Raw genomic sequence first — 20,004 nt, forward strand, 5'->3', positions numbered from 1 at the left:
CATCGGGCGCCCCGGTTTCGTCTGGCCGGTCTTCTGACTTGGTTTCACCCGGTGCCGCGCCTTCCCGGTCTGTCAGACCAGTGGCTGTTGCGGCCCCGTCCACCTTACAGCGTTGGGCACGTCGCGGAGTCGCACCGCGTTCCCGATTATCCCGACTGCAAGCGCAGAGGGGCACCAGACACCTGATGCCTAGCGGCTCAGCCGGTGGTTCACAATGGGGTTGGCTGCGGGGGTGACCGGCATAGGCTTGCCTGACCCATCGCGCCGTCTGGTGACTCTGCGCGCTGGTGCGATGGGTGGCCCCGGAGCAAACCGGGGTGACAGAGTGACCCGTTGCTTTGCCGCGCGATTTGCGGCATCCCGCGTTTATGGTCCTGTCCCTGATCATATGGCTGCGTGGCGTGGCTTTGGTTGCGCTTCTGGCGATTGCGCTTGGCGTCGCTGGCTTTGGCCATCGTGCGCCGATGCAGCAGGATGCGACGATTGAGGCGTTCTTGCTGTCCGGCTTTGCCATGGCCGATCTGTGCGGATCATCAGGGTCCGGTGATACGGCGTCGCCGTTGCCCTGTCTGGCCTGCACAGCCACGGGGCCAGCGCTGATCCCGTCCAGCCCTTGCGTGGTCCGCGATGCGGATATGCAGATTATTGCCGCCGTTTTTGCCCCGCGTGCGCGCCAGACCGTGCCTGCTGTGCACGACCCTGCCCGCGCGCCGCGTGCGCCGCCTCTGGCCTGATCCTGTCTGTCTGAACCCTATCCAGTCCTGACAGCCGGCAACGCGCCGTGCTTAAGCCAAAAGGCAAACATCATGTATATCCACTCGTCTCTGAACTGCGTCAAAGCTCCGCTGCTGGCCCTCTGTGCCGCCCTAGCGCTGGCAACCAGCGTGCAGGCCCATGGCGTGACCGCCGGTGATCTGGAGATCATTCACCCCAATATCCTTGCACCTGTGGCTTCGGCGAAATCGGCGGCGGGCTATATGGGCATCGCCAATGAGGGCACAACCGCTGACCGGCTGATCGGCATCGAGGTGCCTTCGGTCAAACATTCCGAACTGCACACTACCGAGCACAGTGCCGATGGCGTTGCGCGCATGATGCACGTCGATGCCATCGAAATCCCTGCCGGTGAAACGGTGCTGTTGGAACGCGGCGGCATGCACATCATGTTCATGGGTCTGACCGAGCCGATGGTTGAGGGGCAGATGGTGCCTGCCACGCTGATCTTTGAACAGGCTGGCCGGGTCGAGGTGGAGTTCAGTGTCGATCCGTCGGATGGCGTTGACCATTCCGCCATGGGACACTGAGGCCCGCAGCAATGGCCCGTGGCGGTTCCACGCCACGGGTTTTCTACCGATAACGCCGGAAAAACCGCGAGCGGTCATACAGCGTTTCCAGCCGCTTCATCCGGCCTTCGGTCTGACCCCATGTGCGGCTTTGGACGCTGGCCAGCAGCGTTTCGACCAGCACCAGAATCGACACCGTCGAATCCCAGGCCGAAGGCGCTTCGATATGGCAGGTCAGGGTGTGGCGGGCATGGGCGGCGGCGGGGCTGACCCAGCGGTCGGTGATCACCACAACCTCGGCCCCTTGTTCCACGGCCAGTTCCACCAGCTGCAGCACCGAGTTTTCATAGCGCCGGATGTCGAATGCCACCAGCACATCGCCCGCCTTCATATCCAGCAGGGCCGGGGGCCATGTATTCGACATGTCTGAAAGCAGCGTCACTTCGGGCCGGACCACTTTCATCAGTGAGACCAGATAATCGGCATGGGCGTGGGTGATACGCCCGCCCATGGCAAAGATCCGCCGCGACGGGTCGGCCAGCAGCGCCACCACCTCATCAAACACCGCGTGGTCGATCTGGCTGAGTGTGGCTTGCAGATTGGCGACCACCGCATCGGCAAAGCGGTTCAGAATGTGGGTATCCGGCACGCCACCGGCCCAGCGGTCATGCTTGACCAGTGGTGATTCCAGCATCGCCCCCACCTCGCCGCGCAGGGCGGATTGGTAATCGGGGTAGCCGCGATAGCCCAGTTTCTGGCACAGGCGCACAACCGTCGGGGTAGACACCTCTGCAGCCCGCGCCAAAGCGGTGATCGAGCCAAGTGCTGCGACCGGATAATGCCGCAGGATATGGGTTGCCACCTGCCGCTCGGCCCGTGTCAGGTCGGGCAGCGCCGCACGCATTCGGTCTTCAACGCCGGGGGGAAGGTCGATGTTCATGCCATTCCTGCCAGTTCTGCCCCCGATTTGCACGGGGAACGGTGAGTGTTGCAACCACTCTGCGAGATTTTAGAAATGATTGTAACAGAAATTGTGCAGAAGAAAAATTCTTGACAGAACCGTGTCACATCAGGAACCCTAGGGCCAGCGACAGGGGGCCGAGTCACTGATGAGCCTGCATTCCACCCAGACAGATTTTGCGGCAACCGTCGAAAACCGCGACGCCGCGGGGGCCATTCTGCTGGTCTGCGAACATGCAAGCAATGCTTTTCCCGAGCCCTGGGGCAGTCTGGGGCTGACAGAGGCGCAGCAGCGCGCCCATGTCGCGTGGGACCCGGGCGCGCTTGACTTGTCGCGTGCGCTGGCACAGCGGCTGGACGCCGCCCTGGTCCACGCCCGCGTCAGCCGGTTGATCTATGATCTGAACCGTGGCCCCGACCGCCCCGACGCAATGGCGGCGCGGTCCGAGGTGCATGACATTCCCGGCAATCTGGGCCTGACCCCGCAGGACCGTCTGCACCGGGCCGAGGCGCTGTATCTGCCGTTTCACACCGCGCTTCATGCCGAGATTGTCCGTCGCCTGGCCTTGGGGCGGGCCACGGTGGTGATCACGCTCCATTCCTTTACGCCGGTCTATCATGGCCAGCCGCGCGCGGTGGAGTTTGGCGTGATCCACGATGCCGATGACCGTCTGGCAAAGGCGATTGTGGCGGCGGCACAGTCTCTGACCGATCTCGCCTGTGCGCTGAACGAACCCTATTCCGCCGCCGATGGCGTCACCCATACCTTGCGCTTGCAGGCCACGCCCTATGGGCTGGCCAATGCGATGCTGGAAATCCGCAATGACCTGATCGCCACGCCCGAACAGGCTGAGGCGATGGCCGACCGTCTGGCCCCGGTGCTGCAACAGGCGCTTGCCGCAGTGGCGGAGGGTTAGGCGATGCCGCGCGTTGCCAAAGGTTTTGTGCGTCTGGTCGACCGGCTGAACTACGGCGTGGGCCGGATGGCGATGTATCTGCTGTTCGTGCTGATGGGCATTCTGATGTGGTCCACGATCAGCAAGGCGTCCGGTGCGCCGTCACTTTGGACGCTGGAAATGGCGCAGTTTGTGATGGTGGCCTATTTCGTGCTGGGCGGACCCTATGCCATGCAGATGGGCAGCCATGTGCGGATGGATCTGTTCTATGCCCAGCAAAGCCCGGTGCGGCAGGCGTGGTGGGATGCCATCACGGTGTTGGCGCTGATCTTCTATCTTGGCGTCATGCTGTGGGGCGCGGTCGATTCCACGCTGTATTCGCTACAATACAACGAACGCAGCCCGACCGCCTGGCGGCCCTATCTGTGGCCGATCAAGATGATCCTGTGCACCGGGTTTTTCCTGATGCTGCTGCAGGCGCTTGCCGCATTGATCCGTGACGTGGCCACCATCCGTGGGGAAACCATCTGATGCCCTATGAGATGATCGCAGCCCTGATGTTTTCGACCATGCTGTTGATGATGATGACCGGGCAGCGGGTGTTCGGCATCATCGGCTTTGTTGCCGTGGTGTCGGCGATGGCGCTGTGGGGCCAAGGCGGCGAGCAGATGGGCTTTTCCGCCACCATGAAGCTGATGAAATGGTATCCGCTGCTGTCGCTGCCGATGTTCGTGTTCATGGGCTATGTGATGTCGGAATCGCGGCTGGCCGATGATCTGTACCGCATGTTCCATTTGTGGTTTGGCCGGGTACGGGGCGGGCTGGCGGTGGGGACGATCCTGCTGATGGTGCTGATATCCGCGATGAACGGGTTGAGCGTCGCCGGTATGGCGATCGGATCGACCATCGCTTTGCCGGAACTGCTCAAGCGCGGCTATGACAAGCGCATGGTCACGGGGGTCATTCAGGCCGGGTCGAGCCTTGGTATCCTGATCCCGCCCTCGGTCGTGCTGGTGCTGTATGCCATGATCGCCCGCGCGCCGGTGTCAGAGCTGTGGCTGGCCGGGTTGATGCCGGGGCTGCTGATGGCGTCGATGTTCATCCTGTACATCACCCTGCGCTGCCGGTTTCAGCCGCATCTTGGCCCGGAGCTGAGTGTCGAAGAGCGGGCGCAGATCACAACGGCGGAAAAGCTGCGCAGTCTGCGGGCCGGGCTTTTGCCGTTCATCATCTTTGGCGCGATGATGCTGCCGTTCATTTATGGCTGGACCTCTCTGGTCGAAAGCAGCGTGATCGGGGTTGCGGCCACCGTTATCGGCGCGGTGATCAAGGGCACCTTTACCCGCAAGGTGTTCGAGGTGGCGACCCGCAGCACGCTTGCCATCACCTGCATGTTCATGTGGGTGATCCTTGCCGCCCTGTCCTTTGGCGCGGTGTTTGACGGTTTGGGCGCGGTCAAGGCGGTCGAGGCACTGTTTGTCGACCGGCTGCATATGGGGCCGTGGACCATCCTGATCCTGATGCAGCTGTCGTTCCTGTTGATGGGGATGTTTCTGGACGATACCGCGATGCTGGTCATTGTCGCCCCGCTCTATGTGCCGCTGGTGGCCACGCTGGACCTTGGCCTGCCGCGTCAGGATGTGCTGATCTGGTATGGCGTGCTCTATACCATCACCTGCCAGATTGCCTATCTGACGCCGCCTTTCGGCTATAACCTGTTCCTGATGCGGGCCTTTGCGCCAAAGGAAATCACCATGGGCGACATCTATCGCTCGGTGACGCCTTTTGTCGGCGTGATGATCGTGACGCTTGGCCTGATCATGGCGTTTCCGCAGATCGCGCTCTGGCTGCCGCACCTGATCTATCGAAACTGAGAGTCAAATTGAGGCACGGTCACACCGCGCCCGCCCATCCACCAACAAGAGGTATCCCTGATGACAACATCCAGACGTTCCTTTCTGACCAAAACTGCCACCCTCGCCGTGGGCGCAGGCGCGGCCACGCTTGCCACACCTGCCGTCACCCGCGCGCAGGACGTGATCAAATGGCGCATGCAGACTTATGCCGGGGCCGCGCTGGGCGAAGAGGTGGTGAAACCTGCCATTGACGCCTTTAACCGGATGGCGGCGGGCCAGATGGAGATCGAGCTTTTCTATGCCGATCAGCTGGTCCCGACGGGTGAGCTGTTTCAGGCCATGCAGCGCGGCACCATCGATTGTGTGCAATCCGATGACGACTCGATGGCCTCGCCCACCGAAGTCACCGTGTTCGGCGGCTATTTCCCGATGGCGCTGCGCTATAGCCTCGACGTGCCCGCGCTGTTCAACAAATACGGGCTGAAAGCGATCTGGGAAGAGGAATACGCCAAGGTCGGGGTCAAGCATATCTCGGCAGGGGCCTGGGATCCGTGCCACTTTGCCACCAAAGACCCGATCAATTCTTTGGCGGATCTGAAAGGCAAGCGCATCTTTACCTTCCCGACCGCAGGCCGCTTTCTGACCCAGTTTGGCGTGGTTCCGGTCACGCTGCCATGGGAAGACATCGAAGTCGCGGTGCAGACCGGCGAGCTGGATGGCATCGCATGGTCGGGCATCACCGAGGTCTATACCGTGGGCTGGTCGAACGTGACCAACTATTTCCTGACCAACAACATCTCGGGCGCGTGGATCGGCCACTTCTTTGCCAATATGGACAAGTGGAATGCCCTGCCACCGCACCTGCAGGAAATGCTGGCCACCTGTTTCGAACAGTCGCACTACTACCGCCAGCACTGGTACTGGGCCGGCGAAGCCGACCTGCGCCTGAACGGGGGCAAGCTGCAGCTGACCACGATCCCCGATGAGGAATGGGCCACTCTCGAAGATGCGGCCGTGACGTTCTGGGATGAAATCGCGGCAGAATCCGAGGTGAAAGCCAAGGTTGTGGCGATCTTCAAGGAATACAACGAAGTGCAGAAAAAAGCCGGGCGTCCGTATCGCTACGGCTGATCCTTTCCTGTGCGATACCGGGGGCGCATTCCTTGCGCCCCTTTCCTGACAAGAATATGATCAAATCATGCTGACCGACGGGGATAGAAAATGCCGGGAAATCTGACGCTGAACGCGTTGCGCGAACTGGTGGACGCGGGCACTGTTGACACGGTTCTGGTGGCCGCCGTTGACATGCAGGGGCGCCTGATGGGCAAACGCTTTCACGCGGCGTTCTTCCTGAACGGCGGGTACAAGGAAACCCATTGCTGCAACTACCTGCTGGCGGTCGACATGGAGATGACCACCGTGCCCGGCTACAAATCCGCCGGGTGGGAGCAGGGCTACGGCGACTACATGATGAAGCCCGACCTCGACACCATGCGTCTGCTGCCGTGGCTGCCCGGTACCGCGCTGGTGCTGGCCGATCTGATGGATCACTCCGGCGCCGAGGATATTGCCGTCAGTCCGCGCGCCATTCTGAAACGTCAGGTCGCCCGCGCCCGCGAGATGGGCTTTGAGCCGATGATGGCGACGGAGCTGGAATTTTATATCTTCGAGAATGCCTATGACGACCTGCGCGATGGCGGCTTGTCGCGGCTGAAACCGATCTCGGGCTACAATGAGGATTACCACATCTTCCAGACCACCAAGGAAGAGTCGGTGATGCGCGATGTGCGCAATGGTCTGTATGCCGCCGGTATCCCGGTCGAGAACACCAAGGGCGAGGCCGATGCCGGCCAGCACGAGGTGAACTACCGCTACTCCGACGCGCTGGATACGGCGGATAACCACATCATCGTCAAACAGGCGGTCAAGGACATTGCCCATGCCAAGGGCAAGTCGGTGACCTTCATGGCCAAGTATGACCACCGCAAGGCCGGGTCGTCCAGCCACGTGCACCAAAGCCTGTGGACCAAGGACGGCAAGCCGGTGTTCTATGATCACGACGACACGCATGGCATGTCGGAAACGATGAAGCATTTCCTTGCCGGTCAATTGGCTCATGCGCAGGAAATCACGGCATTCCTCGCGCCTTACGTCAACAGCTACAAACGCTTCACCATCGGCATGTTCGCCCCGACCAAAGCGGTGTGGAGTGCTGACAATCGCACCGCAGGCTTCCGCGTCTGCGGCGGGCACACAAAGGCGGTGCGGGTCGAATGCCGCATCCCCGGCAGCGACGTAAACCCCTATCTCGCCTGTGCGGCCCTGCTGGCGGCGGGACTGGCCGGAATCGAGGGTAAGCTGGAGCTGGAGGCGGAGATGAAAGGCGACATGTACTCGGCCAAAGGCATCCGCGAGATCCCGCACAACCTGCGCGAGGCGGCGGATTTGCTGAACGGCTCTGACATGCTGCGCGCGGCTTTTGGCGATGATGTGGTGGACCATTATACCCACGCCGCCCGGTGGGAGATCGCCGAGACCGACCGGGTGGTGACTGATTTTGAATTGCAGCGCCTGCTGGAGCGGGCCTGATCAGACCAAAGGTAGGGCGGGGTTCACCCCGCCTCTGATGCAACGGATTGGCGGGGTAAACCCCGCCCTACGGAGATGACATGAAGCCCATTCAATTGATTTCCCCGGTCGATGGCCGGGTATACGCCGAACGCACACCGCTGACACCGGCTGCCGCACAAGCGGTCGTCGCCCGCGCCCGTGCTGCGCAAAAACCTTGGGCAGCCCGGCCGCTGGAGGAGCGTATCGCGCTGGTCAAGGCGGGTGTCGCGCGTCTGAACGAGATGAAGGATGTGATCGTCGAGGAACTGGCGTGGCAAATGGGCCGCCCCACCCGCTTTGGCGGTGAGTTCGGCGGGGTGAACGCCCGCACCGATTACATGTCCGACATCGCGGCGGAAACGCTTGCGCCGAAGGTGGTCGAAGACAGCGACAGCTTCCGCCGCTATCTCGCCCGTGAGGCGCTGGGCGTGGTGTTCATCATCGCGCCGTGGAACTATCCCTACCTCACCACGATCAACACGCTGGTTCCCGCCCTGATCGCCGGCAATACCGTGGTGCTGAAACACGCCAGCCAGACCCTGCTGGTCGGCGAGCGGCTGGCCGAGGCGTTCCATGCGGCGGGCATTCCTGAGGATGTATTCCAGAACATCGTGCTCGACCACGCCACAACCGAAAGCCTGATCAAGGCCAAATCGGTTGACTTCATCAACTTCACCGGCTCGGTTGCGGGCGGGCAGGCGATGGAACGTGCGGCTGCGGGCACCTTTACGCCGCTGGGGCTGGAACTGGGCGGCAAGGATCCGGGATATGTCCGCGCCGATGCCAATCTGGATGCGGCGGTGGATACGCTGATGGATGGCGCGCTGTTCAACGCGGGCCAGTGCTGCTGTGGGATCGAGCGGATTTATGTGCATGAACAGCTGTACGATGCCTTTGTCGAAAAGGCAGTCGCCTGGACAAACACCCTGAAACTGGGCAACCCGTTTGACGCCGACAGCACCATGGGGCCAATGGCCCATGCCCGCTTTGCACGCGTCGTACGCGACCAGATCGCCGAGGCGATTGCCGCCGGGGCGAAGCCACTGATCGACCCTGCCCACTTCCCGGCCGATGATGGCGGTGCCTATCTTGCGCCGCAGGTGCTGGTGAATGTGGACCATTCGATGCGGGTGATGACCGAGGAATCCTTTGGCCCCGTGGTCGGCATCATGAAGGTCAAGGACGACGCCGAAGCCATCGCGCTGATGAACGACAGCCAGTATGGCCTGACCGCCAGCATCTGGACCGAGGATTATGACACCGCCGCCGCCATCGGCGCGCAGATCGAGACCGGCACCGTGTTCATGAACCGCGCCGACTACCTTGACCCGGCGCTGTGCTGGACCGGGTGCAAGAACACCGGGCGCGGCAACTCACTGTCTTATCTGGGTTTCCATTCGGTCACCCGCCCGAAATCCTATCACCTCAAGAAAGCTTGACCCCATGTCGCACGGCGTGCCCTCCCGCAACTGGTCGTACCCGACCGCCATCAAATTCGGCGTTGGCCGGATTTCCGAACTGGCCGATCATGCCAAGAGCATCGGCCTGACCAATCCGCTCTTGGTGACCGACAAGGCCCTCGCCAGCCTGCCGATCACGGCGGAAGCCTTGTCGGTGCTGGATGCCGCAGGCCTTGGCCGCGCGGTATTTTCCGAAGTGGACCCTAACCCGAATGAGAAGAACATGGCTGACGGCATCGCCGTCTATCTGGCAGGGGGCCATGACGGGGTGATCTGCTTTGGTGGCGGCTCCGCGCTGGATCTGGGCAAGATGATCGCGCTGATGGCGCATCAACGCAAAGATCTGAGCGTGTGGGATCTGGAGGATATCGACGACTGGTACACCCGCGCCGACGGCGACAAGATCGCGCCAATCCTTGCGGTCCCGACCACCGCTGGGACGGGTTCGGAAGTGGGCCGCGCCGGCGTCCTGACCAATTCGGAGACGCATAAGAAAAAGATCATCTTCCACCCCAAACTGATGCCTGCCGTCACGCTGTGTGATCCGGCGCTGACGGTAGGGATGCCGAAATTCATCACCGCAGGCACCGGGATGGATGCGCTGGCCCATTGTCTGGAGGCCTATTGCAGCCCGTTCTACCATCCGATGTCGCAAGGCATCGCGCTGGAAGGCATGCGGCTGGTGTTCGAAAATCTGCCGGTGGTCTATGCCGACCCGACCAACCTGATGGCACGCGGCCATATGATGAGCGCGGCGGCCATGGGAGCGGTGGCGTTCCAGAAGGGGCTGGGGGCGATCCACTCGCTCAGCCACCCGGTGGGCGCGGTTTACGGCACCCATCACGGCACCACCAATGCCGTCGTGATGCCGATGGTGCTGGATTACAACCGTTCGGCAATAGAAGACCGGATCAACGCCGCCGCCGCCTATCTGGGCATTGCGGGCGGGTTTGACGGCTTCCGCGCCAAGGTTATGGAGTTGCGCGAGACGCTTGCAATCCCGGCCAACCTGACCGCCATGGGCGTGAAGCCCGAGAATCTGGACATGCTGACCGATATGGCGCTGGAAGATCCGTCTTGCGGCGGCAACCCGATTGAGATGACGCGCGAGAACACCCGCGCGCTGTTTGACGCCTGTATGTGAACCGGGTCGGGGCGGCACAGCCGCCCCAGCTCAGGCCTGCAACAGAATGAAATCGCGGCCGGACAGGCTGACCTCCACCTCGCTTCCCACCACGGGCGGCGGGGTATCGGGGCGGTTGAACGTGTCCAGCGACACGGCGGCCCCGGCCAGATCGGCCTTGAGCCGGATCACCGACCCCATGAAATGCACATCGGTCACCTTTGCAGTCAGAAGCGCCTCGGCATCGGGCAGGCGGCCCAGACGCAAGGCCTCGGGGCGCAGCGCCACCGACAGCGTTTCCCCCGCCCGCGCTGCCAACGGCGCGTCAGGCAGAGTCAGGCCCTGACCGGCCAGCATGACGCGGCCTGATGCCGGATCGGCCACCTCAACCTCAAACGTGTTCAGCGTGCCGACGAAGTTTGCGACAAACCTGGTGCGGGGGCGGTTGTAGATTTCAAACGGCGCGCCGACCTGATCGGCCACACCGCCATTCATCACGACGATCCGGTCGGAAATGCTCATCGCTTCTTCCTGATCATGGGTCACGAAAATCGTAGTGATCCCCAGCTCTTGCTGGATCTGCCGGATCTGGTTGCGCAAAGACACCCGCACCTTGGCATCGAGCGCCGACAACGGCTCGTCCAGCAGCAGCACCGAAGGGCGCGGCGCCAGTGCCCGCGCCAGCGCCACCCGTTGCTGCTGCCCGCCCGACAGCTGGAATGGGAAGCGCCCACCCAGATCGGCAAGCCCGATCAGCGCCAGCATTTCAGCCACCCGCGCGTCGCGTTCGGCCTTTGGCGCACCTTTGACCTTCAGGCCAAAGGCCACGTTGTCGGCCACGGTCATGTTGGGAAACAGCGCATAGGCCTGAAACATCATGCCGATGTTGCGCGAATTGGCCTTCAGCCCGGTCACATCCTTGCCGTCGATCGTGATCCCGCCCGCCGAGGGGGATTCAAACCCCGCCACCATCCGCAGCACCGTGGTCTTGCCACAGCCCGATGGCCCGAGCAGCGAAATGAACTCGCCCTTTTCAACCGACAGGCTGAAATCCTTGACCACACGGTTCTGGCCAAAGATCTTTTCAAGATGGGTCATGGTGAGGAAGGACATCAGGCTTTCGCCCTTTCGTGTTTTGAGAACCGGGTGACAAGCTGCATCAACCCCATGCAGCCCCAGGTGATGGCAAAGGCGATGACCGCCAGCGCAGGCGGCTCGTAGGCGCGGTTCGCGCCGAGCAACTGCATGAACGGGCCAAAGGCCGGGCGGTTCAACAGCGCCGCCATGGTGAATTCGCCCAGAACGATGGCCAGCGTCAGGAACGCGCCTGACAGCACGGCGACCATCACATTGGGCAGGATGATCCGCGCCAGAATGGTGATCCACCCGGCGCCAAGGCTTTGTGCGGCCTCGGTCAGGGTGGTCACATCAATGGTGCGCAGCCCGGTATCGACAGAGCGGTACATGTAGGGCAGGGCCAGCGTGGTATAGCCCATGGTCAGCAGGATATCGGTGCCAAGGGCAGAGCCGGTCAGCGGCAGAAAGCTGGAGGTGTTGTAGAGCCGGATATAGCCGAACACGATCACGATGGCCGGAATGACCAGCGGCAGCAGGGTGATGAACTCGATCACCGGGCGGGCCTGCGGCAGTTTCAGCCGCACCCAATAGGCGGTGGGCACCACCAAGAGCACGCCGACCACGATGGTCGCCGCCGACAGGATCAGCGAATAGCTGAATGTATCCCAGAACCGCTGATCCTCAAACACGCGGCGGTAGGCGTCAAATGAATACTCCCCCCGCCGCATCTTGAGGCTGAATTCGGTCATCCCGACCAGCGGCAGCAGGAAATACAGGCACCCGAACAAGAACGCGCCCCAGGCGAAAAAACGGGTCATTTCAGCCACCTTTCAGACCGGACGCGCAGCCAGATATACAGGAAATTGGCCAGCGCGGTGATGACGATCATCCCGAAGGCCAGCGCATAGCCCAGGTTCGGATTGCCCAGCACATCGCCCCGGATCTGCGCAAACAGCTTGATCGGCACGATGTTCAGTTGCGGCCCGGTCAGGGCAAAGGCGGTGGCGACCGCGCCAAAGGCATTGGCAAACAGCAGCGCAAATGTGCCCAGCAGTGACGGAAACAGAATGGGCAGAGCCACCATGCGCCAGTATTGCGCTCCCGTCGCCCCCAGCACCGCCGCCGCCTCGCGCCATTCGCGTTTCAACCCGTCCAGCGCCGGGATGATGATCAGGATCATCAGCGGGATCTGAAAGAACAGATAGGTGATCACCAGCCCCCAGAACGATAGCAGGTTAAATCCCATCGCGCGCAGGTTGATGCCGAATTCGGTGCGCAGCCAGACCGTCACCAGACCCACCGGGCCAAGCGTGGCGATGAAGGCAAAGGCCAACGGCACCCCGGCAAAGTTCGACGCGACGCCGGAAAACGTCACCAGCGGGTTGCGCACACCCTTTGGCAGCCCGCCAAACACGACCGCCGCCGCCATGGCAAAGCCGATGGCACAGCCCAGCAATGCGGTCACAAACGACAGCTTGAGTGAAGTCCAATAGGCGCTGCGGATCGAATCCGTGTTCAGGTCGATCAGGTTTTGCAGGGTAAAGCTGCCATCAGCGGTCTGAAACGCGCCGATCACGATCTTCATCGTGGGCAGGATCAGAAACAGCACGGCGAAAATCATGAACGGCAGAATGCCCAGCCACTCAAGCGGCAGGCGAAGGCGCTGGCCCCCCGGTTGCTTTGGCATCACGGTCCCCTGTGGCACGGAGCACTTTGCGGCCCCTTTTCTGAAGTGTGACGCCTGCCCGGCAAAATGCAAGCCGGGCAGGCGTCTGTCAGGTGTTACTGAACGTTGGCTCCGACAACGGCATCCCAGCCGCCAACCACAGCGGCCTTGTTCGCGTCAACCTCTTCCAGCGTCGGGAAGTAGGCGGCTTCATAGGATTCGGCCGGCGGCAGAGCTTCCATCAGATCGGCTGGCAGCTTACCGGCAGCCGCCATCGCGTTGAAACGTGCAGGGTGGCAGTAGCCTTTCAGCCAGCCCAGCTGCCCTTCGTCCGAATACAGGTATTCCATCCACAGCTTGGCTGCATTGGGCTGCGGTGCATAGGCGCTGATTGCCTGCACATAGACCCCGGCCAGAACACCGGATTTCGGCACGACCACTTCGACCGGCGGGTTGCCGGCCAGCGTGTCACGGGCGGCCAGAGCATTGTAATCCCACATGATGACGATTGGCGTGGTGCCTTGTGCCAGCGTGCCGGTCTTGCCGATGACGGGTACAAAGTTGCCCGCCTCGTTCAGCGCCTTGAAGAACTCCAGACCAGCCTTGCCAGCCTCTTCGCCGGCAGCAGCGCCCGTGGACAGGCCAGCGGCCAGCACACCCAGGATCGCCTGGTTCGACGCGCGCGGATCACCTGCCAGCGAGACCTGACCTGCGTATTCCGGTTTGAGCAGATCAGCCCAGTCCTGCGGCACGTTTTCAACGATGTCGGTGTTCACCAGGAATGACATCACACCATAATAGTCGGCGTACCAATGACCCTCGGCATCCTTGATCGCATCCGGGATTTCGTCCCATGTGGCGACCTTGTAGGCTTGGGTCAGACCTTCGGACTTGGCTTGCGGGCCAAAGGCCAGACCGACGTCCAGCACGTCAGGTGCTTGCGGGCCCTTGTTGTCCTTGTTGGCCTTCACGGCCTCCAACTCGTCCGCCGAACCGGCATCTGGGTTTAGCTCGTTGACGGTGATTTCGGGATACTTGGCTTTGAAGCCTGCGATCACGTCGCCATAGCCGCACCAGTCGTGCGGCAGCGCGATGGTTGACAGCATGCCCTCGGCCTTGGCGGCAGCTTCCAGCTCGGCCATCGACTGTGCCGATGCCAGCGGAGCGGTCATCATCATGGCGAGGCTGGTCGTCAGTCCCAGCATCTTCTTTGTCATCATTGGAGTCTCTCCCGGTTGATCATTTCACTCCCGCTTGCCATCCCGTTCCCTCTGCTCGACCAACCGGAACGGATTCGCGGTTTATCGGTAAAGGTTAAAGGCGCAGCAGCGAGTCAGACAAGCCGTCTATCGTGGTCTTGTGACAATTTTTTCACAGGATCACCGCCTGAAACAATTATACCGACTTTTCAGCAGCTTTGTTGCCGCCTCTCGTGCATGGCAGCTCTTTGACCGCCGTTCCTTGTGCGGACGGATCAGACGGGGCTGGCACGGCTGGTGGGCGGACATGCCGCTACAATCGTCGCTGCCTTTGGCCAAAACACCTGCGTATCCGGTGATGCGAGGCCAATCTCTGCCTTGACACCGATATTGAGCGGTCCATACAAACGCCCATCCAGGTTCCGGCATAAAAACCGGATGAAAAGGGAACACGGAAGGGGGCCCACCCCCCAGGCCGTGGCTGCCCCCGCAACTGTGAGCGGTGAGCGACGTCGCATATACCACTGGGGCAACCTGGGAAGGTCGACCGAGCCAAGACCCGTGAGCCAGGAGACCTGCTTGGATGTTCACCCTTTCCGGGCGCGGGGCGTGCCACGGGAGCGGTTTTTCCGCAGCGGTGACGATCACGCATCGTCTGTGGAAAGTGCTCTGCTTTCCCGGATCACATCATATCGCGGATCATCTGATCTGCACGGGACAAGGACAACAAGATGCATGGCATCTCTCGATTGGCACTCCTCTCTGCGCTGACGACCACCGCGTTCGCAGCGCCCACGCTGGCGCAGAACAGCGCCGATATCGCGCTGGATACCATCACCGTCATCGCCTCAACCGAGCCGGTGCCGCTGGGCCGCACTGGCGCCACCGTCAATGTGGTGACGTCAGACGATCTGCAGCAAGCCGGCAACCAGTCGGCGGCGGCATTGCTGTCGCGCCTGCCGGGGGTGAGCATGTCGCGCAACGGCGGCCTTGGCACCTCGACCGCGCTGCGGATCCGTGGCCTGTCCGGGCCCTATATCGGTGTGCGCATCGACGGGATCGACGTGGCCGATCCATCTGGCACGCAATGCGCTTATGACTTTGGCTCCACCACCTCGGGCGGGTTGTCGCGGATCGAGGTGCTGCGCGGATCGCAATCCGCGCTGTTCGGTTCCGAAGCGATCGGCGGTGTTGTCGACATCACCACCTTCCGCGCCACCGAAGAGGGCACCGAGGCAAAGGTCACGCTGGAGGCCGGGTCAAACGCCACCTACAGCGGCAGCGCCTCTGTCGGGGTGAAAACCGAGCGTGCCGAGCTGGCCTTTACGCTGGCGCGTACCGTGACTGATGGCATTTCCGCCTATGCCAAGGGCAGCGAGGATGATGCCTTTCGCGCCACCACCCTGTCTTTCTACGGCTCTTATGCCGTCACCGATGCGCTGACGCTCGGGCTGAATGGCTTTGGCCGTGACAGCTTTTCAGAGTTCGACAGCCAGTATGCCGACAGCGACGAAACCGAGCGTGGCAAGCTGCGCGGGATGCGCGCCTTTGCGATGCTGGATGCCGGTGCCACCCAGCACGAGCTTTCCTTTGCCCGGACAACCACCGAGCGGGATTATCCGCTGGGGTGGGTGCAGCTGTATACCGGCGAACGCGATCAGCTTGCGTACAAGGGGCGGTGGCAGGCAAATGATCAGATCTCGCTGAACTGGGGCCTGGACCGCACGGACGAGACCTTTGGCGCTGGCTTTGACCGGGGCACCTCGCACACCACATCGGCGCTGACCGAACTCCTTTATGCGCCAAACGATACGCTGGATCTGTCTCTGGCCCTGCGCCACGACAAGCACAGCGAATTCGGGGGGCAGATGTCTGGCCGTGCCGCGCTGGCATGGCGGCCCTCGGGTGATTGGGTGATCCGCGCGGTTGCCGGAACCGGCTTCCGTGCCCCGTCGCTCTATGAGCTTTACGGGCCGTATGGCAGCCGCAGTCTGCAGCCCGAGGAAAGCCGCAGTCTGGAACTGGGGGCCGAGTATCTGTTGCCGAATGGCGGCGCGCTGCAGGCGACGCTGTTCGACACAAGGATCGAGGACAAGATCGACTTTGTCAGCAGCAACTACCGCCAGACCTCGGGCACGACCCGGACGCGCGGGATCGAGATGATCGGGCGGACCACGATTGCCGACGGGTGGGAGCTGTTCGGCAACTACACCTATACCGATGCGTCGCTGCTGTCGCGTACCGGGGTCACAAGCGAGGCGATCCGGGTGCCGCAGCATGATCTGGTGCTTGGGGTCGAGGGGCGTCTGGCCGACAAATGGTCCGGTCAAGTCACCGTGCAGCATGTGGCGGGAATCAAGGATGATTATTTCGACATGAGCTCCTTTGCCACCCGTCGCGTTGCGCTGGAGGACTACACCATCGCCAATGTCAGTGTGAACTACGAGATCAACGACAAGACTTCTGCATATCTGCGCGTCGAGAACCTGTTCAACAGGGAGTATCAGACCGTCAAGGATTACGGCCAGCCAGGCCGCGCGGTGTTTGTCGGACTGTCGGCGAAGTTCTGATGCGCTTTGGCCGGGCTGCAGGTGCTGCCCGGCTGTTTCAGGAAAGGCGATATATGCCCGCGCGGCTCTTGCATCTGGCACGCAGACGGATCTGCACCGCATTTTGTGCGGTATTGATCAGTGCGCCAGCATTTGCGGATGCGCCCCGGCGCGTCGTGTCGATCAATCTGTGCACTGACCAGCTCGCCATGCTGCTGGCAGCGCCCGGCCAGCTGATCTCGGTTTCGCACCTTGCGCAGGATCCGCGCTCTTCGGTGATGGTCGATGCGGCGCGGGCCTATCCCGCCAACCGTGCGCTAGCGGAAGAGGTGTATCTGATGAACCCCGATCTGGTGCTGGCGGGCAGCTTTACCGCCCGTGCCACCGTGTCGATGCTGCAAAGGTTGGGGATACCCGTTGCCACCTTCCCGCCCGCCGCGTCGCTGGCAGATGTGCGGCAGGGGATGCAGGAGATGGGTGCGGTGCTGGGTCGTGACAGGGCAGCTGCTGCGATGCTCGCCCGCTTTGATGCCGGTCTGGCGCAGATGGGCGATGCCGACCCGGATCATGGCCCGACCGCCGCCACCTATGCCGCCAATGGCTATACGCCCGGCGCAAACAGCCTGTCGGGTGACATCATCCGCGCTGCCGGGTTCCGCCATCTGGCGACCGAACTGGGCCTGACCCATGGCGGCTTTCTGCCGCTGGAGGCGCTTATTCTGGCCGCGCCAGATCTGGTGGTGGTGGGCGAGACCTATCCCGGCAATTCGCGCGCCGAAGAAATCCTGTCGCACCCGGCTCTGACTCAGTTGCGCGGCGGGCGCGAAACGCTGGAAGACCGCGACTGGGTCTGCGGCCTGCCCGGCGTGGTTGACGCCGTCACCCGGATGCGGGCGGCGCGTGATGCCATCGGATCTGCGCCATGAAGTTCCGCACCCTGATTGCTTGCCTGACGGCCCTTGTGGCGGGGCTGTTTGCGCTGTCGCTGGTGACGGGCGTGGCCCCGGTCGGACCGGGCGAAAGCTATGCCGCGCTGCTGCGCGATGACGGCGGGCCGCTGACCATGGTGATGCGCGAAATCCGCCTGCCGCGCGCCATTCTGGCGGTGATGATCGGCGTCAGCCTTGGCCTGTCGGGCGCGGCGATGCAGGGCTTTTTGCGCAATCCGCTGGCCGAACCGGGGCTGATCGGGGTGTCGTCATCGGCGGCGCTGGGCGCGGTGCTGGCGCTGCAGACCGGCTTTGCCGCTGCCTTTGCGCTTGCCTTGCCGGTTGCGGCGCTGGTTGGGGCCGGGATTGGCGTGGCGCTGATCCTGTTTCTGGCCGGGCCGGGCGGCGGGGCCTTTACCCTGATCCTCGCCGGGATCGCGCTGTCGGCGCTGACCGGCGCGCTGACCTCGCTGGTCTTGAACCTGTCGCCCAACCCTTTTGCCGCCAATGAGATTGTGTTCTGGATGATGGGCTCGCTGGCGGACCGCTCTTTTGATCATGTCTGGATGGCGCTGCCGGTCATGGCTGTGGGCTGGCTGGCGTTGGCGCGCACCGGGCGGGGGCTGGAGGCGCTGACGCTGGGCGAGGATGCGGCGGCCTCGATGGGGTTTGATCTGTCGCGGCTCCGGCTGATCCTGCTGGGCGGGGTCGCGGCCTCGGTCGGGGCGGCGACGGCGGTGGCGGGGGCCATCGGCTTTGTCGGGCTGGTGGTGCCGCACCTGCTGCGCCCTCTGGTCGGCGGTCGCCCGTCGCGCCTGCTGCTGGCCTCGGCGCTGGGCGGTGCGGCGCTGGTGCTGGCGGCGGATGTTGCGGTGCGCATGGTGCTGCCGGGGCGTGATCTGAAGCTGGGGGTGCTGATGGCGCTGGTCGGCGCGCCGGTGTTCCTGCACCTGATCTGGCGCAGACGGGGACAGTCATGACCCTACTGCGGCTGGACCATCTGACCGTCCGTCGCGGCCCCTGTGCTGTGCTGTCGGGCATATCTCTGAGCATCGGTGCCGGTGAATGCGTCGGGCTGATCGGGCCGAATGGGGCGGGCAAGACCACGCTGATGCGTGCCGCGCTTGGCCTGATGCCGATGGAGGGTGCGTCGTCGCTGGCAGCTCTTTCCGCCACCGCCCGCGCCGCGCAAGCGGCCTGGCTGCCACAATCGCCCGAGATTGCCTGGCCGGTAACGGTGCGCCATCTGGTCAGTCTGGGGGCGATGGCGCGGGGGCGTCCGGCGGATCACCCGTCAGTGCAGCGCGCAACAGACCGGATGGATCTGGCAGCGTTCTGCGACCGGGCTGCCAACGGGCTGTCAGGCGGCGAACAGGCGCGCGTGCTGATCGCGCGCGCGATGGCACAGGACACGCCGCTGTTGCTGGCCGATGAGCCGATTGCCGGGCTGGACCCGGCGCAACAGATCCGCACCATGCGGGCGTTCCGCGATCTGGCCGCCGAGGGGCGCTCGGTCCTGGTGTCGCTGCACGATTTGGGCCTTGCCGCGCGGCATTGCACCCGGATCATCGTGCTGCACGCGGGCGGTCTGGCGGCAGACGGCTCCCCGGCAGAGGTGCTGACCGATGAGCTGATCGCGGGCGTCTTTGGGGTAACCTCATATCGGGCAGAAACCGCAATGGGCGCGGTGTTTCAGCCGATGGATACGGTCGCGCCATGATCGCAGTAACCCTCGACCGGCCCTGGCTGCTGGCCGACCTGGGGGCGCCGCGCCGGGTCTTGTCGTTTGCGCCGCACCGTCCCGGCTTTGTCACCGCGCGTCATGTCGTGTGGCGTGAGGTGCGCAATGCCGATCTGACCCCCGATCTGGATGCCGCCGACTGGTTCGCCCGCACCCTTGCGCAGCGCGGCCATGCCGAGGCCGTCGGCCTGCTTACCTCGCGCGATATCCGCCAGCATGTGCTTGCCGCCGCCAAGGCAGACGGAGAGCGGGCCACTTGCCTTGCCACCGTGGGCTTGGGCAATGCGGAAACGGTCGGATCGCGCCGTGCGGTCAATGGCATTGGCTGGTCCACCAGCTATGGCACCATCAACCTGCTGGTGCTCATCGACGCCGGCCTGACCGAAGCCGCGCAGATCGAGGCCATGACCATCGCCGCGCAAGCCCGCACCGCCGCCGTGATGGACTGCGGCCTGCACCTGCCGGATGGCCGGCGTGCCACCGGCACCGGCACCGATTGCATTGCCATCGCCGCTGATCCCGGCCCCATCGCTTTTGCCGGGTTGCACACCGCTTTGGGAGAGGCGATTGGCCGGGCGGTCTATTCCGCAGTGGCCAAAGGAGCGGCAGCGTGGGTGCAAGAGAACGGTGGCACCGCGCAGGGCTATCCCTGAGG

19 protein-coding genes and 2 riboswitches are annotated in these 20,004 nt (G+C 63.1%); of the genes, 14 read left to right on the forward strand and 5 right to left on the reverse strand.

Annotated features, from left to right (window positions below; translation table 11 throughout):
• Window positions 1-6: 6 nt before the first annotated feature.
• A riboswitch (cobalamin riboswitch) is annotated at window positions 7-194 on the reverse strand.
• Window positions 195-368: 174 nt separating this feature from the next.
• Window positions 369-734, forward strand: a complete 366-nt coding sequence (locus D1012_RS00360; protein WP_118149367.1) for a hypothetical protein — start codon at window positions 369-371, stop codon at window positions 732-734.
• A gap of 72 nt (window positions 735-806) precedes the next feature.
• Complete coding sequence (locus D1012_RS00365) at window positions 807-1,304, forward strand: copper chaperone PCu(A)C (RefSeq protein WP_118149368.1); 498 nt, start codon at window positions 807-809, stop codon at window positions 1,302-1,304.
• Window positions 1,305-1,347: 43 nt separating this feature from the next.
• Here D1012_RS00365 and D1012_RS00370 read toward each other — a convergent pair whose 3' ends face one another.
• Window positions 1,348-2,223, reverse strand: a complete 876-nt coding sequence (locus D1012_RS00370) for a MurR/RpiR family transcriptional regulator (RefSeq protein ID WP_118149369.1) — start codon at window positions 2,221-2,223, stop codon at window positions 1,348-1,350.
• Window positions 2,224-2,392: 169 nt separating this feature from the next.
• On the opposite strand from D1012_RS00370, the gene D1012_RS00375 reads away from it, so the two are divergent.
• From D1012_RS00375 to D1012_RS00405, 7 genes are all read left to right on the forward strand, one after another.
• A complete protein-coding gene (locus tag D1012_RS00375; protein ID WP_118149370.1) occupies window positions 2,393-3,160 on the forward strand; it encodes an N-formylglutamate amidohydrolase in 768 nt (255 codons plus the stop codon).
• Between the two features lie 3 nt (window positions 3,161-3,163).
• Window positions 3,164-3,670, forward strand: coding sequence for a TRAP transporter small permease subunit (locus D1012_RS00380; RefSeq protein WP_118149371.1), 507 nt, complete (start codon window positions 3,164-3,166; stop codon window positions 3,668-3,670).
• Window positions 3,670-5,013, forward strand: a complete 1,344-nt coding sequence (locus tag D1012_RS00385) for a TRAP transporter large permease (protein ID WP_118149372.1) — start codon at window positions 3,670-3,672, stop codon at window positions 5,011-5,013. Before D1012_RS00380 ends, D1012_RS00385 begins: the two co-directional genes overlap by 1 nt.
• Window positions 5,014-5,073: 60 nt before the next feature.
• A complete protein-coding gene (locus D1012_RS00390) occupies window positions 5,074-6,126 on the forward strand; it encodes a TRAP transporter substrate-binding protein (protein WP_118149373.1) in 1,053 nt (350 codons plus the stop codon).
• A 90-nt stretch (window positions 6,127-6,216) separates the two neighbouring features.
• Window positions 6,217-7,584 (forward strand): glutamine synthetase family protein, encoded by a 1,368-nt coding sequence (locus tag D1012_RS00395; protein ID WP_118149374.1) that lies wholly within the window; start codon window positions 6,217-6,219, stop codon window positions 7,582-7,584.
• An 80-nt stretch (window positions 7,585-7,664) separates the two neighbouring features.
• Window positions 7,665-9,044, forward strand: coding sequence for an aldehyde dehydrogenase family protein (locus tag D1012_RS00400; protein ID WP_118149375.1), 1,380 nt, complete (start codon window positions 7,665-7,667; stop codon window positions 9,042-9,044).
• Window positions 9,045-9,048: 4 nt separating this feature from the next.
• Window positions 9,049-10,209, forward strand: a complete 1,161-nt coding sequence (locus tag D1012_RS00405; protein WP_118149376.1) for an iron-containing alcohol dehydrogenase — start codon at window positions 9,049-9,051, stop codon at window positions 10,207-10,209.
• A gap of 30 nt (window positions 10,210-10,239) precedes the next feature.
• Here D1012_RS00405 and D1012_RS00410 read toward each other — a convergent pair whose 3' ends face one another.
• The 4 genes from D1012_RS00410 to D1012_RS00425 form a co-directional block, all read right to left on the reverse strand.
• Window positions 10,240-11,301, reverse strand: a complete 1,062-nt coding sequence (locus tag D1012_RS00410) for an ABC transporter ATP-binding protein (protein WP_118149377.1) — start codon at window positions 11,299-11,301, stop codon at window positions 10,240-10,242.
• Window positions 11,301-12,083, reverse strand: a complete 783-nt coding sequence (locus tag D1012_RS00415; protein ID WP_118149378.1) for an ABC transporter permease — start codon at window positions 12,081-12,083, stop codon at window positions 11,301-11,303. The genes D1012_RS00410 and D1012_RS00415 overlap by 1 nt, the downstream gene beginning before the upstream one ends.
• Window positions 12,080-12,952, reverse strand: a complete 873-nt coding sequence (locus tag D1012_RS00420; RefSeq protein WP_118149379.1) for an ABC transporter permease — start codon at window positions 12,950-12,952, stop codon at window positions 12,080-12,082. The genes D1012_RS00415 and D1012_RS00420 overlap by 4 nt, the downstream gene beginning before the upstream one ends.
• A 95-nt stretch (window positions 12,953-13,047) precedes the next feature.
• Entirely contained in the window at window positions 13,048-14,148 is a 1,101-nt protein-coding gene (locus D1012_RS00425; protein WP_435530884.1) for an ABC transporter substrate-binding protein, read from the reverse strand.
• Window positions 14,149-14,530: 382 nt separating this feature from the next.
• A riboswitch (cobalamin riboswitch) is annotated at window positions 14,531-14,727 on the forward strand.
• A gap of 134 nt (window positions 14,728-14,861) precedes the next feature.
• On the opposite strand from D1012_RS00425, the gene D1012_RS00430 reads away from it, so the two are divergent.
• The 5 genes from D1012_RS00430 to D1012_RS00450 are packed head-to-tail and all read left to right on the forward strand — an operon-like array spanning window position 14,862 to window position 20,002.
• On the forward strand, window positions 14,862-16,700 hold the full coding sequence (locus D1012_RS00430; RefSeq protein ID WP_118149381.1) for a TonB-dependent receptor plug domain-containing protein: 1,839 nt from the start codon (window positions 14,862-14,864) through the stop codon (window positions 16,698-16,700).
• 53 nt (window positions 16,701-16,753) lie between these two features.
• Window positions 16,754-17,605: an ABC transporter substrate-binding protein gene (locus D1012_RS00435; protein ID WP_118149989.1), complete on the forward strand. Its 852-nt coding sequence runs from the start codon at window positions 16,754-16,756 to the stop codon at window positions 17,603-17,605.
• Window positions 17,602-18,588: a FecCD family ABC transporter permease gene (locus D1012_RS00440; RefSeq protein WP_118149382.1), complete on the forward strand. Its 987-nt coding sequence runs from the start codon at window positions 17,602-17,604 to the stop codon at window positions 18,586-18,588. Before D1012_RS00435 ends, D1012_RS00440 begins: the two co-directional genes overlap by 4 nt.
• Window positions 18,585-19,328 (forward strand): ABC transporter ATP-binding protein, encoded by a 744-nt coding sequence (locus tag D1012_RS00445; protein WP_118149383.1) that lies wholly within the window; start codon window positions 18,585-18,587, stop codon window positions 19,326-19,328. The genes D1012_RS00440 and D1012_RS00445 overlap by 4 nt, the downstream gene beginning before the upstream one ends.
• The gene (locus D1012_RS00450) at window positions 19,325-20,002 is read left to right on the forward strand and encodes an adenosylcobinamide amidohydrolase (protein ID WP_118149384.1); all 678 of its coding nucleotides are present in this window, start codon (window positions 19,325-19,327) and stop codon (window positions 20,000-20,002) included. The genes D1012_RS00445 and D1012_RS00450 overlap by 4 nt, the downstream gene beginning before the upstream one ends.
• Window positions 20,003-20,004: the final 2 nt, after the last annotated feature.

Origin of the sequence: Pseudotabrizicola alkalilacus (assembly GCF_003443995.1) — a bacterium.
GTDB lineage: Bacteria > Pseudomonadota > Alphaproteobacteria > Rhodobacterales > Rhodobacteraceae > Pseudotabrizicola > Pseudotabrizicola alkalilacus.